Raw genomic sequence first — 13909 nt, forward strand, 5'->3', positions numbered from 1 at the left:
CAGCATGGGCAGGACCGCTTTCGTTTTCCCGGGCCAAGGCTCGCAGCGGGTCGGCATGGGACTCGACCTCGCCAAGCAGTGGCCGTATCTGATCGACACCTACTACGCGCCCGCCGACGAGTTGCTCGGCATGCCGGTCTCCACCCTGTGTTTCGAGGGGCCGGCCGAGGCACTGACCGACATGCGCGTCACACAGCCGGCCATGCTGCTGACCAGCGTGGCCGCGCTCGACGTGCTGCGGTCCCACGGGGCCGCGCCGGACGCGGTGGCCGGGCACAGCCTGGGCGAGTTCGCCGCGCTGGTGGGCGCGGGCGTGCTGGACTGGAAGGACGCGCTGCGCGTGGTGCGGGTGCGTGGCGAGCTGATGGCGTCGGTGACCGAGTCCGTGCCGGGCCGGATGGCGGCCGTGCTCGGCCTGGGCCTGCCCCGGGTGGAGGAGCTGTGCGCGCAGGCGGCCGAGGAGACGGCCTGCGTGGTGGAGATAGCGAACCACAACGACCCCACCCAGGTGGTGGTCTCCGGTCAGGTGGCGGGGGTGGACCGGCTCGTGGAACTGGTGGGCACGGCGGGCGCCGACCGGGTCGTCGTCCTGCGGATCGGCGGCCCGGCGCACTGCAGCCTGATGGAGCGCGTGGCCCCGGAGTTCGCCGCGGCGCTGGCGGAGGTGGAGTTCTGCGACCCCGCGGTCCCGCTGTACTCGGGCACGGGCGGCGCCCTGGTCACCAGCGGTGCCGAGGCCCGGGAGTGCCTGCGGGCCCAGCTCACCGGGCGGGTGCTGTGGACGGACGCGGTGCGGCACATGGCGGCCGACGGTGTGGACCGGTTCGTCGAGGTGGGCCAGGGCAAGGCGCTCGGCGGGCTGTGCACGCGGATCGTGCCCGGGGTGACGACGCTGCGCACCACGGACGCGCAGCAGGTGAAGACGACCGTGAACACCCTGGTGCGGCCGGCTGCGGCCGAAGGAGCGGCCTGATGTTCTCCAGGGTTGCGGAACTGCACGCGCTGCGGGAGCAGGTGCTGCGCGGGCCGAGCGAGCAGGCCACCGAGGCGCAGCACGCCAAGGGCAAGCTGACCGCCCGCGAACGGATCGACCTCCTGCTGGACAAGGGCTCCTTCCACGAAGTCGAGTCGCTGCGCCGGCACCGGGCGACCGGTTTCGGGCTGGAGACGAAGAAGCCGTACACCGACGGTGTGATCACCGGCTGGGGCACGGTGGACGGCCGGACGGTCTTCGTCTACGCCCACGACTTCCGGATCTTCGGCGGCGCGCTGGGCGAGGCGCACGCCACGAAGATCCACAAGATCATGGACATGGCCATAGCGGCCGGTGCCCCGCTGGTCTCGCTGAACGACGGCGCCGGCGCCCGCATCCAGGAGGGCGTCTCCGCGCTCGCCGGGTACGGCGGCATCTTCCAGCGCAACACCCGGGCGAGCGGGGTGATCCCGCAGATCAGTGTGATGCTCGGCCCGTGCGCGGGCGGTGCGGCCTACTCACCGGCGCTGACGGACTTCGTGTTCATGGTGCGGGGCACGTCGCAGATGTTCATCACCGGCCCGGACGTGGTCAAGGCGGTCACCGGCGAGGAGATCACCCAGAACGGCCTCGGCGGCGCCGACGTGCACGCCGAGACCTCGGGGGTCGCCCACTTCGTCCACGACGACGAGGAGACCTGCCTGGCCGAGGTGCGCTACCTGCTGTCCCTGCTGCCGTCCAACAACCGCCAGATGCCCCCGGTGACCGTGCCCTCGGACTCGCCCGGCCGGCTCACCGACGCGCTGCTCGAACTGGTCCCGGAGGACGGCAACCGGCCGTACGACATGCGGGCGGTGATCGAGGAGATCGTCGACGACGGGGAACTCCTGGAGGTCCACGACCGCTGGGCGCGCAACATCATCTGCGCGCTGGCCCGGCTGGACGGCCAGGTCGTGGGCATCATCGCGAACCAGCCGCAGGTGCTGGCGGGCGTGCTGGACATCCACGCCTCCGAGAAGGCCGCACGGTTCGTGCAGTCGTGCGACGCCTTCAACATCCCGATCGTCACGCTGCTGGACGTCCCGGGCTTCCTGCCCGGCGTCGACCAGGAGCACGGCGGCATCATCCGGCACGGCGCGAAACTCCTGTACGCGTACTGCAACGCGACCACGCCCCGGGTCTCCCTGGTGCTGCGCAAGGCCTACGGGGGCGCCTACATCGTGATGGACTCCCAGTCCATCGGGGCGGACCTCACCTACGCCTGGCCGACCAACGAGATCGCGGTGATGGGCGCGGAGGGCGCGGCCAACGTCATCTTCCGGCGGCAGATCGCCGAGGCGGACGACCCGGAGGCGGCGCGCGCCCGCCGGGTCAAGGAGTACCGGACCGAGCTGATGCACCCGTACTACGCCGCCGAGCGCGGGCTGATCGACGAGGTGATCGACCCTTCCGAGACCCGCCGGATCCTGATCGGTTCGCTGCACATGCTGCGCACCAAGCACGCGGAACTGCCGCACCGCAAACACGGCAACCCGCCGCAGTGAGCACCGCCCAGGCAGGTGTGCCGCCGGTCCCGCGGGCCGTACGGGCCCGTCCGCGAGAGGAGTTCACGATGTCGACGGCCGTCGGGGACGTGCTGCGTGTCGAGCGCGGGCACGCCACGGAGGAGGAGGTCGCCGCGGCGGTCCTCGTCCTGCTGCTGGCGCTGGCCGGCGCGGACGCGCCGCGGGGGGCGACGCACCTGCCCGCCGTCCGCTGGCAGCGGCGCGCCGCGTCCGGTGTACCGCGCAGCTGGCGGAACTGAGGACCGTCCGTTCCCGGGCGCGGCCCCCTTCCGCCCGCGTTTCCGTTCTTTTCCCGCAACCTGTGACGGAGATCCCCCATGGCCGAACGTCCCGTCGCGCTGCTGCTCCCCGGGCAGGGGGCGCAGTACCCGCACATGGCAGTACCGCTGTACCGGCGAGAGCCGCTCTTCCGGGCGGCCGTGGACGAGGTGCTGGAGCTGATGGGTCCGCCGGGCGCGCGGATCCGCGAGGACTGGCTCTCCGACGCGCCGGCGCTGCCGCTGGACGACGGGCGGCGGGCCCAGCCGCTGCTGTTCGCCATCGGCTACGGCGTCGGCCGGGTCCTGCAGGAACTGGGCCTGCGCCCGGCGGTGTTGCTCGGCCACAGCATCGGTGAACTGGCCGCGGCGGCTCTGGCCGGTGTCTTCGACCTGCCGAGCGCGGCCCGCATCCTGCTGGCCCGCTCGCGGTCGCTGGACGCGGCGCCCGCGGGCGGCATGCTCGCCGTCGCCGCCGCACCGGACCGGATACGGCCCTGGCTCGACACGCAGGACGCGCACCGCGGTGTCGCCGTCGGCGCGGTCAACGCGCCCGCGCAGACGATCCTGGCCGGGCCCGAGCCGTCCCTGGTACGGGCCGAGGAGACGCTGCGCGCCGCCGGCCTGGTGGCCCGGCGGGTGCGGGCGACCGAGCCGTGGCACTCGCCGGTGCTGCGGGAGGCGGCGCTCGCCTTTCAGGAGGCGGTGGCCGCCGAGCCGCTGCGTCCGCCCCGGGTGCCGATCCGCTCGGCGCGCACCGGTCGGACCGTCACCTCGCGCGAGGCGGTCGATCCGGAGTTCTGGGCCGCTCAGATGGCCGAGCCGGTGCTGTACTGGGAGGCCCTGTCGGGGCTGCTGGACGACGGCGACCACGTACTGGTGGAGGCGGGGCCGGGTGTCTCCCTGTCCGCTCCGGCGCGCCGGCATCCGGCCGTCCGCTCCGGCCGCGGCGAGGTGGTCTCCATGCTCCCCGACGAGCGCCGGGACTGCCTGGGCACCTGGCAGGCGGCGCTGGACCGGCTGGCCGAGCTGGGGGTGACGCACCGCCGGGTGGCGGCGGACCGGGGCTGAGCAGGAGGGGCGCCGGTATCCCGGCGGGGTGCCGGGTCCGGCGGGCGGGGGCCGCACCCGCGCCGCGGTGCGGCCGTGTCCGCGGCGCTCTCAGTCCTGTCCGGGTGCCTCCCGCCGTGCCGCCCCGGGCGGGTCGCCCGGCCCGGTCTCGCCGGCGATCAGGGTCCGGATCACCGGCGCGGCCACCCGGACGATGTCCTCCAGGTCCGGCTCGCTGACGTCGGGGATGCGCAGCAGGTAGCGGCCGCTGGCGATGCCGAACATGATCACCGAGAACAGGCCCGCCCGGACCCGTGCGTCGGGCAGGTCGATGTGCTGGGCGATGGCCTCGGTCGACTGGTCGGTGACCAGGCGGCGCAGTTCCTCGGCCGCCATCTCGCTGGTCATGCTGGTGCGGACCAGGACCGCCATGGGATTGTCCGGGCTGGTCGCCCACCGGCCCAGCATGGTGCGCAGGTAGTTCTCCGCGCTGCTCACCGGGTCCGGCGTGGTCAGCTCGTCGATCGGGATCTCGAAGTGGACCGCTTCCCTGAACAGCTGTTCCTTGGTGCCGAAGTACTGCATCACGGACGACTTGTGGGCGTCGGCCTCCTCCGCGATCAGGCGGATGGTCGCCCGTTCGTAGCCGTACTCGCCGAAGACGCGGCGGGCCGCGGCGAGGATGCGGCGGCGGGTCCGTTCGCCCTTGCCGTCGGGCCGCGGCACGGTCACCGGGGCGCTCACCGCCGGCTTGTGCCGGGTCGTTTCGTCGACGCTGGGGATCACTGCGCTGCCTCCTTGTCCTGGAACGGTTGCCGGCTGCCGCTGTCGCGGTTGGTGCCCGTGCCGTCGGCCGCTGCCGGCCGGTGCGGCGCGGCCGGGCGGCCTGCGGCCCCCCGGCGGTGCCCGCGTTCGCCGCGGTCACCGGAACCGGGGGTGTACCGGGCGGCCACGACGTGCGACGCCGTGCCGTGGCCGCGGGTCAGGACGTCGGCCGTCCGGTCCGGCGCCCGGCGTTCGCGGTGACGCTCCGGGCCGGGACGCCGGCGCCGGATGCGCGCCGGCTGCCGGGCAGCGCGGTGTGCGCGACCGTGCCGCACGGAACGATCACGGCCCGGGCCGCGGCGAGGGCGAACGGGAACGGGCCCTGCCGTCCGGCGGGCCGCCCGGGCGCCGCCTCGGCGGCCACGGGCCGGTCGTGCACGGACATGGGTCCTCCGACTCTTCCGGGGGAACCGCTCCCACCTCCGCGGGAGCGCTCGCCCCGGGGGCACGGCGCAGCCGAAAAATGTACGCCCGATCATAAATGACCGCCTGTACTTTTCCAAGGATGGTGAGGCATGACAACAGACATCGACTCCGCCGCCCCCGCCCCCGTCTCCCCCGCCGCCGCGGCCGGGGTCTGGACCGGCACGGCCGTCCACGACGGGCAGACCGACCCGTTCACGATCTCCTTCCTGCCCGACGGGACGCTCACCCTGCTCACCCCGATCAGCAGCGGCCGGGGCACCTGGCGGCCGACCGACCGGGGCTTCGTGTACTCCTTCACCGAGACCCTCGACCCGGCCGTCACCGGCATGGCCGGCCACGTCCGCGTCACGGTCGACGCCGTGCGCGAGGGCGGCTCCTACACCGGCTCCGGCCCCGCCACGGTGCACTCCGCGGACGGTGCCGTCGTCCACCTCACGTCCTTCGAGACCGAGGCGGCGCTGGAGAGCCCGCAGGGCCGCGATCTGCTGGCCGGGCGGCCCGAGCCGGCCGACGGTGACCCGGCCCCCTGGCCGCCGGCGCCGCTGCGCGACGCGGTGGTGCCGGCCGCGGCGCAGGCCGCGCAGGCGGACACCGGCCGGCGCGTGGCACCGGAGGTGGTCGAGGCGCTGACCACCGCCGGGTTCGCCCGCTGGTTCGTCCCGGGCGAGCGGGGCGGGGAGCCGCGCGGCTACGCCGAACTGGTGCGCTGGGTCGCGGCGCTGGGCACCGAGTGCGCCTCCACCGCCTGGCTGGCCTCGCTGTTCGCCTTCGCCGCCCGCTACGTCGCCTGCCTGCCCGAGAAGGCGCAGGCCGAGGTCTGGGCGGACGGCCCCGATGCCCGGGTGTGCGTGGTCAACAAGCCGCTCGGCACGGCCGTTCCGGTCGAGGAGGGCTGGCGGCTGTCCGGCGAGTGGACGTTCGTCAGCGGTGTCGAGTACGCCGACTGGGCCCTGCTCGCCGGCCCCGCCCCGGTCGGCCCGCCCGGAAAGGGCGGCGGACCGCTGCGCTTCTTCCTGGTGCCCCGGGCGGACTTCGGCTACCGGGACACCTGGGACTCGCTCGGCATGCGGGGCACCGGCAGCCACACCGTCGTGCTGGACGGCGTCCTGGTCCCGGAGTACCGCACCTGCCTGCGGGAGGACGCCATGAAGGGCCGCGTGGTCGGCGCGTCCGGCCCGCCGCTGCCCACCCTGGCGGTCAACGGCCTGACCTTCGTCGCGCCGGCGCTCGGCGCGGCTCTGGGCGCCCTGCGGGCCGCGGCCCACACCGTCACCCTCCCCGCGACCGGCCCGCGCGAGGCGGCCGGGCAGGCGTACCAGACCGGGTACGCCCGCGCCGCCGGTCTGATCGACGCGGCCCGCCTCCTGCTGCTCCGGGTCGCCGAGACCGCGGACACCGGGCGGCTCAACCCCGTCCTGGTCCGCCGCGGCCGCCGTGACGCGGCGCTCGCCCTGGAGATGCTCGTGGAGGCGGTGGACGCGCTGCTGCGGACCGGCGGCACCCGGGCCCAGGAGCACGGGCACCCGCTGCAGCGGTTCTGGCGCGACGTCCACTCGGTCGCCAGCCACGCCGTCGTGCAGTTCGAGCCCGCGGGCCTGGACTACACGCGCGGCCTGACGGGCTGACGCCGCCCGGCGGACCGTCGCGGCGCCCGCCCCCGCACCGACCCCGGACACCGACGAACCCACCTGGGAGACACCCGTGATACTGGTCACCGGCGCCACCGGACACGTTGGACGCCCCCTTGTCGACCTCCTGCTCAAGGCCGGGGTGAGCGTGCGCGCGCTGACCCGGGACCCGGACCGGGCCCGGCTGCCCGAGGGGGTGGAGGTGGCCCGTACCGGCGAGCTGCCCATGAAGGGCGTCGACGCGGTCTTCTTCGTGCTCGCCGCGTTCCCCGAGGGCCCCGCCGAGGTCGTCGCCCGCGCCCGGGAGCACGGCGTGCGGCGCATCGTCGCCCTGTCCTCCTACTCGGCGCGCGACGACGACCCGAAGAACTCCATCGCCGTGCGCCACCGCGACCTGGAGCGGCGGATCGAGGAGTCGGGTCTGGAGTGGACCGCCCTGCAGCCGGCCGGCGGTCTGGCGGTGACGGCGCTGGAGTGGAGCGGGCAGATCCGCGCCACCGGAGTGGCCCGCGGCCCGTTCGCGCGGGCCCACTCGGCCCCGGTCCACGAGCGGGACATCGCCGAGCTGGCCGCCCGTGCCCTGCTCACCGACGAACTGCTCGGCGAGAAGCCGATGTTCAGCGGCCCGGAGTCGATCACCTACGCGGACCGGGCCCGGCTGATCGGCGAGGCGATCGGCAGGCCGGTGCGGTTCGAGGAGATCAGCCACGACGAGGCCCGCAAGGAGATGGGCGAGGTCGGCATCCCGCCCGCCGCGGTGGAGGCCCGGCTGCGCATGTTCGCGGCCCTGGTCGACCGCCCGCACCCGATCTCGCCGATCGAGCCGTACCTCGGCCGGCCCGCCCGCGGCTTCGCCGAGTGGGCCGCCGACCACGTCGCCGACTTCACCTGATCGTCCCGCCCGTACGCCCTGTCGTGGAAAGGCTGATGATGTGGTACGACCCCTTGCGGCTGGCCGTCCTGGTCGGCAGCGGCAGGCAGGGAAGGAGCGGCACGGCCGTCGCCCGCTGGTTCGCCGCGGCGGCCCGCCGGTGCGACGGGCTGGAGACGGACGTCGTCGACCTCGCCGAGCACCCCCTGCCCGCCGAACCGGTGGCGGTGCCGCCGCCGGAGGTCCGCGAGGTCCTGGCGGGTCTGACCCCGCGGCTGGACCGCGCGGACGTGTTCGTCGTCGTCACACCCGAGTACAACCGTTCGTTCCCGGCCACGCTGAAGACCGCGATCGACTGGCACGACAGCGAGTGGCAGGCCAAGCCGGTCGGCTTCGTCTCCTACGGGGGCCGCTCCGGCGGGCTGCGGGCGGTCGAGCAACTGCGGCAGGTCTTCGGCGAGGTGCACGCCGCGCCGGTGCGGGACGCGGTCAGCTTCCACGGCGTGGAACGGCTCTTCGACGCCGACGGCCGGCCCGCCGACCCGGCCGGCAGCGCGGCCGCGGCCCAGCTGCTCCTGGACGAACTGGACTGGTGGGGACGGGTGCTGCGCGAGGGCCGCGCCCAGCACCCCTACCCGCACGGGGCCCGCTCCCCCAGCGTGTCCGCCGCGCCCCGGCCGGCGTGAGGGCCCAGGGCCCGCCGCAGGCGTTCATCCGCATTTCCGTCCCGGGAGGAGTCCCCCCATGCCGTCGCCGTCCGTAGGTGTCCGCGGCCGCCCGGAGCCCGCCGCCGGGTGCCCGTCCCCCGCCGCGGTGCGGGAGACCGTCCTGGAGTCCGGCGGGCTCCGGCTGTCCGCCCTGCTGGCCGAGCCCGAGGGGCAGACACCGCGCGCCGTCGTCCTGGCCGTGCCCGGCGGCGGCATGCGCGCGGGCTACTTCCACCAGTCCGCCGCCCCGGGCCTGTCCCTACTCACCCTCGGGGCGGAACTGGGCCTGACCGTGCTCGCCGTGGACCGGCCGGGCTACGGGCAGTCGGCCGCCCAGGTGCCCAAGGGGCTGCCGCTGGTGGAGCAGGCGGCCGTGCTCAGCCGGGCGCTGGCCGGCTTCCTCGGCCCCCGGCCCGCCGGGACGCCCCTGTTCGTCCTCGCGCACTCCTACGGCGGCAAGGTGGCGCTGGCCCTCGCGGCCCGGCACCACGAACTGCCGCTGGCCGGACTCGCGGTGTCGGGCTGCGGTCACCGGTTCACCGACGATCCGGGCGCCGCGGCCGGGCCCGGGCGGTACCGGAGCAGGCTGCGCGGCAACAACTGGGGGCCGCTGGGGCTCTACCCCCCGCGCACCTTCACCCTGGCGCAGTCCCTCAGCGGCGCGATGCCCCCGCGCGAGGTGGCCGAACTGCCCGCGTGGCCCAAGACGCTGGAGCGGATCGCCCCGCACGTGCGGGTCCCCGTCCGGTTCACCTTCGCCGAGCACGAGCAGCGGTGGCGGCACGATCCGCAGTCGCTGTCCGAGCTTGCCGGCCTGCTGCGCCACGCGCCCGTCAGCATCGACCGGCAGCCGGACGCCGGTCACAACATCAGCCTGGGCTGGGCCGCCCGGGCGTACCACCTGAGGATGCTGGCCTTCCTGGAGGAGTGCCTGCTGCGCCGGAGCGCCGGCTGAGCCGGCCGGGCGGAACGCACCGGCCGGAGCCCCCTCGGTGGCCCGCGTTCCCTCCGCGGGGGTACGCGCCGGGCCGGCGGCGGGCGCCGCCGCCGGCCGGTACGCCCGCGGGTCCGGAAGGCGTCAGGAGAAGTCGGCCGCGTGGTGCCCGACCCACTGCGCGTAGGTGTGCGCGGGGCGGCCGCTCACCCGCTCGACCGTGGGCAGCACCTCGGCGGTGACTCCCTGCCAGGAGGCGAGCTGGTCGAGGAGGAAGGCGGCGGCGTCCGGCGGCATCTGCCGGGCGAGGTGGCCCAGGGCCTCCTCGCGGGGCAGTTCCTCGAACGCCACCTGCTTGCCGAGGACCTCGCCGATGATCCGGACGCGGTCGATCTGGGTCAGGGACTCGGGGCCGGTGAGGCTGTGCACGCTGCCGTCCCGCGGGGCCAGCAGCGAGGCCGTGGCGACGGCGGCGATGTCCCGCTCGTCGACGGGCGCGGCCGCGGCCGTGCCGTACGCCGTGCGCACCACGCCGGTCTCCCGGATCTGCGGCGCCCAGCCGCGGTCGTTGAGCATGAACAGGCCGGCCCGGACGAACGTACGGGGGATGCCGGAGCCCGTCACCGCCTTCTCGCACTCCAGGTGCACCTGGCCGATGAACCCGGGGTCGTCGAATTCGATGGCCGACGACGACAGCATGGCGATATGTTCCAGACCGGATTCCCGGGCGATGTCGAGAAACCCGTCGAGCTGCCCGAAGACGGGGAACAGGAATGCCCGGTCCGCACCCTTCAGGGCGGGCGGCAGGCTCTTCGGGTCGGCAATGTCCCCGGCGACCACTTCCACGTCTTCGGGAAGCGCGGCCTTCTCGGGGTCGCGGGTGAGGGCCCGGACCGTCTCGCCCGCTTCCAGTAACTGCGTGACGACATTGCGGCCGACATTACCGGTGGCGCCGGTGACCAGAATCATGAACTCGCTCCCAGCAGGCAGGGCGGCGGGGGACGGACGACGCGCACGGACCCGACGGCGCACCCCGGATCGTTGACCTGGCCAACGTAACATATTCGTGGGTCTGGCCAACAGACGACCCCGGGCCGCCTTGGTACCGTGACGGGGTGACCATCAAGGCGATCTCCCACGCTCCGGCCCGGCTGCGGTCCACGCCCAGCTGGCTCGTCACCCAGATCGCCACCCACACCGCCCGCCTGGTCTCCCAGGCGCGGGCCTCCGTCGGCGCCCGGCGGTACGACTTCGCCCTCCTGGCCTCGCTCGACGAGTTCGGTCCGCTCAGCCAGGCCGAGCTGGGCCGGCGCTGCGGGATCGACCGCAGCTACATCGTGGAGGCGGTCAACGAACTTGCCGCCGACGGCCTGGTGGTGCGCGGCGTGGACGCGGCGGACCGGCGGCGCAACACCATCACGATCACCGCGGCCGGTGTACGGCAGCTCAAGCGCATCGAGCGCGCCCTGGCCGGGGCGCAGGACAGCCTGCTGGCCCCGCTGGAGCCTGGCGAGCGCGCCCAGCTCACGGCCCTGCTGGAGCGGGTCCTCGACCACCGGCTGGCCACGGAGGGCTGAGCCCCCGGCCCGCTCCGGCACGGATGCGCGCCGCGACCGCGACTGTCAATTCTCGGTGAAACGCTTCACCACTGCGCGTCAGCACCGCATGCGCTTTTCGTGCACCGGCCGACAGCCCCTGTGCCACGCATGAAAAAACGCGTGCCGGCCTCCGCCATGTTTCCGCGCGGACGACCGCCGGCGGTGATTCGGCGGGCAGCATTGCGACGGGCCGGGAAAACCCGTCGTGAAGGAGCCACGAATGCGGCAGTCGAACACCGGGCTGGGAAAGAAAGAACGAGAACTCTGCGCCGACCCCCACTGCGTGACAATGCGGCGCCACGCCTCGGCCGAGGCCGCCGGCACCACACGGACGACGCGGCTCTGCGCCGGCTGCGCGGGACGCCTGGCCCGTTCGCTGGTGGCGCTCCCCGGCGTGTACGAGGAGTGCGGACGCGTCCTCGCGGGCGCCCGGAACCGGCGCTGGGAGGAGCGCCCGTCCAGCCGCGCGATGCCCGGCATGCCGCTCAACACGGCGGCCGTGGAGGCGCGTACGGCCATCACGCGTGTCCTCGCCTCCTGGAGCGGTCTGGTGGCCGATCAGTGCGGTACCGCCGCGCCGCGGCGCACGGTGCCCGCCCTCGCAGGCTTCCTGCTGCGCCACCTGGACTGGCTGTCCGGCCACGAGGCTGTCGGCGACCTCGCCGAGGAGGTCGCGGCGCTGATGCGCGCGGCCGCCCGCGTGGTGGACGCACCGCCCGTGCGGAGCACGCCGGTCGGCCCGTGCCGGCTGGCCGGGTGCGGCGGCACCCTGGTGGCCCGGACCGTGCGGGACTCCGGGGCGCCGCCGGAGGTGGTGTGCACCACGACGCCCAGCCACCGCCGGGCGCTGCACGAGTGGCTGCCCCGGCATGCCGGCCGGGACAACGAGACGGGGGACGCGGACGGCGAGGCGCCCGCGTCCGCCGCCCCGTTGTGGCTGTCCGCGGCGGACATAGCCCGGCTGTGGCAGGCGCCCCGCGGCACCGTGTACCGGCTCGCGAGCGAGAAGAGCTGGCGTCGCCGCAGCATGGCCGGCCGCACCTTCTACCACGCGGGCGACGCCCAGCGGTCCCTGGCCGGCCGCGGGCGCCCCGCCCGGCCGTGACAACGGCGGGTCAGACCGCCTGGACGGACGGCACGGCGTGCGAGCCGACCCGGTGATGCCCGGCCTGCACCGCCGCGTCCGGGCCGGCGGGCGACTCCGTGACGCTCTCGCCGAACCGGAAGCCCACCCCGCGGACGGTCACGATCCAGTTGTTCGAACCGAGCTTGCTGCGCAGGCTGTTGACGTGCGTGTCGATCGTCCGGCCCCGCGTCCAGCTGTCGTTCCAGACGCGGGACATCAGCTCCTTGCGGGTGACGACGACACCGGGCCGGGAGGCGAGCGTGAGCAGCAGGTCGAACTCCTTGCGGGTCAGGCTGATCGGCTCCCCGGCGAGCCAGGCCGCGCGGGCCGACTGATCGACGCGCAGCGGCCCGAACACGATGCTGCCGGCGGGCTTGTGCCGCGCCCTGCTGCGCCGGGTGACCGCCTCGATCCGCGCCACCAGTTCGCGGATGCCGCAGTCGCGGTCGATGCAGTCGTCCGCTCCCGCCTTCAGGCCGAGCACCCGCTCGAGCTCGTCGCCGGGGTCGGCCACCGCGATCATGGGCGTGTCGCTGACTTGGCGGATCGCCCGGCAGACCTCCAGCCCGTCCGCATCGGTCAGCCCCAGATCGAGGATGATGAAATCCGCCTGTGTGTGCATGGCCAGCGCCTGCTGCGCCGAGTGCGCCAGGAGAATTTTGTGCCCGTACCGCTTCAGCGTTCTCGCCCCGAACTCCGGTTCATATCCGTCATCTAGCACAAAAAGCATGCGCATCGTTTTACCCTTCCCCCGAGATCAGCATGTGACGGTGTTAGCGGACACCCTGAAAAGGCAAGACACCTCCCGGGAAAGCAATGACGAGCGCATGGACGCACTACCCATTTCGTGCGCCGCGTTCCCGAAGGTTCGATATCGCCGCCGATTAGCCGTGTGCTGAATTCGCGAACACCTCACAAGTCTTAGGGCACCGCACGGTTATTTCAATGGCTAAGCATCGGTTTGACCGAAACGGAGGCTTGCCCGAACCGAGAAAATGTCCGGATTGCCCATCAATATCACATGTACGCGAGCACTTACCCTGTGGGGACCCTCATGCGACGGTCACGTTTCAGCTCGCTTGGTTATTTCAAGAGCGCCACCAGGACTCCTTGGAAATCCCTTGACAAACTCTGGCCGAGTGAAGAGGATAGCCCCCACTATGGAATAGTTATGTCCATCGCTGTAATACCGGCGCGACCGCGGCGCGGTTCCACTCGGCGATGCGATCGAGCGCGGCCGGCGGCCCCGGCCATCGGCTCGCCCACCCGCCACGGCGCTGACATCGGCTGTTGCCCGCGCACCCCGGCGGGGACGTGTCACGGCGGCACGCCGGTCGACGCGGCGACCCGCCCCGCACGGCTGAGTGGAGTCGACGCGTCCGAAACGGCGCGCGGACTGCATGACAGCCGCCTGGGAGAGATTCTTCACACGGACCGACCGCAGGAGCACGGAGGAACGATGAACCCTGCCTTTGACCACGAAGGCCGCCCCCTCGTCGACGCCCCCCGGACGGCGGCGCCGACCGCTCCGCCGCTCCTGCTCGCCGGCGATGACGAGCAGGAGACCGAGGACCACATCGTGCGCGGCATCGACTGACTTCGGCCGGACGGCGGGATACGAGCAGTACCACGGGCCGGCCCGGTCCGGCAACGGAGTCGGCCCGCCGGCGCGGCAGGACGCGGCCCGAGGCCGCACCCCGGCCGGCGTCCTCGTCCCGGACACCGACGCCACCGCGCCCCAAGTCGTCCACGCCGCGACGGTGTTGCCCACCGGCGCGGACGCCCGCCACCTCTTCGAGACCGTCGACGTGTTCGGCGCCGCCCGGGCCCACCTACAGGAGTTGACATGCTGACCAAGGTGCTCATCGCCAACCGTGGCGAAATCGCTGTCCGCGTGGCCCGGGCCTGCCGGGACGCCGGGATCGCGAGCGTGGCCGTCTACGCCGACC

Annotated in this window: 16 protein-coding genes; 12 read left to right on the plus strand and 4 right to left on the minus strand. The window is 73.8% G+C overall.

The features are described 5' to 3' along the window. Window positions 1-4: 4 nt before the first annotated feature. The 4 genes from fabD to ACZ4K2_RS30375 all read left to right on the plus strand — a co-directional run bounded on the left by fabD (window position 5) and on the right by ACZ4K2_RS30375 (window position 3866). A complete protein-coding gene (gene fabD / locus ACZ4K2_RS30360; protein ID WP_467480357.1) occupies window positions 5-973 on the plus strand; it encodes an ACP S-malonyltransferase in 969 nt (322 codons plus the stop codon). Next, window positions 973-2517, plus strand: coding sequence for an acyl-CoA carboxylase subunit beta (locus ACZ4K2_RS30365; RefSeq protein WP_467480359.1), 1545 nt, complete (start codon window positions 973-975; stop codon window positions 2515-2517). The genes fabD and ACZ4K2_RS30365 overlap by 1 nt, the downstream gene beginning before the upstream one ends. 68 nt (window positions 2518-2585) lie before the next feature. Further along, window positions 2586-2777, plus strand: a complete 192-nt coding sequence (locus ACZ4K2_RS30370) for an acyl-CoA carboxylase epsilon subunit (protein ID WP_467480361.1) — start codon at window positions 2586-2588, stop codon at window positions 2775-2777. A 78-nt stretch (window positions 2778-2855) separates the two neighbouring features. Then, complete coding sequence (locus ACZ4K2_RS30375; protein ID WP_467480363.1) at window positions 2856-3866, plus strand: acyltransferase domain-containing protein; 1011 nt, start codon at window positions 2856-2858, stop codon at window positions 3864-3866. A 90-nt stretch (window positions 3867-3956) separates the two neighbouring features. Here the strand turns inward: ACZ4K2_RS30375 and ACZ4K2_RS30380 are convergent, their stop codons facing one another. Both ACZ4K2_RS30380 and ACZ4K2_RS30385 read right to left on the minus strand, forming a co-directional pair. After that, window positions 3957-4631 carry a TetR/AcrR family transcriptional regulator gene (locus tag ACZ4K2_RS30380; RefSeq protein ID WP_467480364.1) on the minus strand — a complete coding sequence of 225 codons (675 nt, stop codon included), beginning with the start codon at window positions 4629-4631 and terminating at the stop codon, window positions 3957-3959. 196 nt (window positions 4632-4827) lie between these two features. Further along, on the minus strand, window positions 4828-5055 hold the full coding sequence (locus ACZ4K2_RS30385; protein WP_467480366.1) for a hypothetical protein: 228 nt from the start codon (window positions 5053-5055) through the stop codon (window positions 4828-4830). Between the two features lie 130 nt (window positions 5056-5185). On the opposite strand from ACZ4K2_RS30385, the gene ACZ4K2_RS30390 reads away from it, so the two are divergent. From ACZ4K2_RS30390 to ACZ4K2_RS30405, 4 genes are all read left to right on the plus strand, one after another. After that, complete coding sequence (locus ACZ4K2_RS30390; RefSeq protein ID WP_467480368.1) at window positions 5186-6721, plus strand: acyl-CoA dehydrogenase family protein; 1536 nt, start codon at window positions 5186-5188, stop codon at window positions 6719-6721. Between the two features lie 76 nt (window positions 6722-6797). Then, complete coding sequence (locus tag ACZ4K2_RS30395; RefSeq protein ID WP_467480371.1) at window positions 6798-7616, plus strand: SDR family oxidoreductase; 819 nt, start codon at window positions 6798-6800, stop codon at window positions 7614-7616. A 35-nt stretch (window positions 7617-7651) separates the two neighbouring features. Beyond that, window positions 7652-8281 carry an NADPH-dependent FMN reductase gene (locus ACZ4K2_RS30400; protein WP_467480372.1) on the plus strand — a complete coding sequence of 210 codons (630 nt, stop codon included), beginning with the start codon at window positions 7652-7654 and terminating at the stop codon, window positions 8279-8281. Window positions 8282-8339: 58 nt separating this feature from the next. Beyond that, the gene (locus tag ACZ4K2_RS30405; RefSeq protein ID WP_467480374.1) at window positions 8340-9257 is read left to right on the plus strand and encodes an alpha/beta hydrolase family protein; all 918 of its coding nucleotides are present in this window, start codon (window positions 8340-8342) and stop codon (window positions 9255-9257) included. Window positions 9258-9380: 123 nt separating this feature from the next. On the opposite strand, the gene ACZ4K2_RS30410 is transcribed toward ACZ4K2_RS30405, so the two are convergent. Next, window positions 9381-10205 (minus strand): NmrA family NAD(P)-binding protein, encoded by an 825-nt coding sequence (locus tag ACZ4K2_RS30410; protein ID WP_467480376.1) that lies wholly within the window; start codon window positions 10203-10205, stop codon window positions 9381-9383. Window positions 10206-10351: 146 nt separating this feature from the next. Here ACZ4K2_RS30410 and ACZ4K2_RS30415 point away from each other — a divergent pair, with 146 nt between their 5' ends. Then, window positions 10352-10813: a MarR family winged helix-turn-helix transcriptional regulator gene (locus ACZ4K2_RS30415; RefSeq protein WP_467480378.1), complete on the plus strand. Its 462-nt coding sequence runs from the start codon at window positions 10352-10354 to the stop codon at window positions 10811-10813. Window positions 10814-11054: 241 nt separating this feature from the next. Continuing rightward, window positions 11055-11939, plus strand: a complete 885-nt coding sequence (locus ACZ4K2_RS30420; protein ID WP_467480380.1) for a hypothetical protein — start codon at window positions 11055-11057, stop codon at window positions 11937-11939. Window positions 11940-11949: 10 nt separating this feature from the next. Here ACZ4K2_RS30420 and ACZ4K2_RS30425 read toward each other — a convergent pair whose 3' ends face one another. Continuing rightward, complete coding sequence (locus tag ACZ4K2_RS30425) at window positions 11950-12690, minus strand: response regulator transcription factor (protein ID WP_467480382.1); 741 nt, start codon at window positions 12688-12690, stop codon at window positions 11950-11952. A 729-nt stretch (window positions 12691-13419) separates the two neighbouring features. Here ACZ4K2_RS30425 and ACZ4K2_RS30430 point away from each other — a divergent pair. After that, complete coding sequence (locus tag ACZ4K2_RS30430) at window positions 13420-13557, plus strand: surface protein (RefSeq protein WP_467480384.1); 138 nt, start codon at window positions 13420-13422, stop codon at window positions 13555-13557. Between the two features lie 252 nt (window positions 13558-13809). Further along, on the plus strand, window positions 13810-13909 hold a 100-nt coding region (locus ACZ4K2_RS30435), incomplete at its 3' end, for a biotin carboxylase N-terminal domain-containing protein (protein WP_359486257.1).

This window comes from Streptomyces sp. NPDC025833 (assembly GCF_055558055.1).

Coding starts and splice junctions, on each gene's coding strand:
- ACZ4K2_RS30375 (WP_467480363.1), top strand. CDS start 2,856: ATGGCCGAACGTCCCGTCGCGCTGCTGCTCCCCGGGCAGGGGGCGCAG.
- ACZ4K2_RS30390 (WP_467480368.1), top strand. CDS start 5,186: ATGACAACAGACATCGACTCCGCCGCCCCCGCCCCCGTCTCCCCCGCC.
- fabD (WP_467480357.1), top strand. CDS start 5: ATGGGCAGGACCGCTTTCGTTTTCCCGGGCCAAGGCTCGCAGCGGGTC.
- ACZ4K2_RS30385 (WP_467480366.1), bottom strand. CDS start 5,055: ATGTCCGTGCACGACCGGCCCGTGGCCGCCGAGGCGGCGCCCGGGCGG.
- ACZ4K2_RS30420 (WP_467480380.1), top strand. CDS start 11,055: ATGCGGCAGTCGAACACCGGGCTGGGAAAGAAAGAACGAGAACTCTGC.
- ACZ4K2_RS30405 (WP_467480374.1), top strand. CDS start 8,340: ATGCCGTCGCCGTCCGTAGGTGTCCGCGGCCGCCCGGAGCCCGCCGCC.
- ACZ4K2_RS30365 (WP_467480359.1), top strand. CDS start 973: ATGTTCTCCAGGGTTGCGGAACTGCACGCGCTGCGGGAGCAGGTGCTG.
- ACZ4K2_RS30425 (WP_467480382.1), bottom strand. CDS start 12,690: ATGCTTTTTGTGCTAGATGACGGATATGAACCGGAGTTCGGGGCGAGA.
- ACZ4K2_RS30400 (WP_467480372.1), top strand. CDS start 7,652: ATGATGTGGTACGACCCCTTGCGGCTGGCCGTCCTGGTCGGCAGCGGC.
- ACZ4K2_RS30370 (WP_467480361.1), top strand. CDS start 2,586: ATGTCGACGGCCGTCGGGGACGTGCTGCGTGTCGAGCGCGGGCACGCC.
- ACZ4K2_RS30430 (WP_467480384.1), top strand. CDS start 13,420: ATGAACCCTGCCTTTGACCACGAAGGCCGCCCCCTCGTCGACGCCCCC.
- ACZ4K2_RS30410 (WP_467480376.1), bottom strand. CDS start 10,205: ATGATTCTGGTCACCGGCGCCACCGGTAATGTCGGCCGCAATGTCGTC.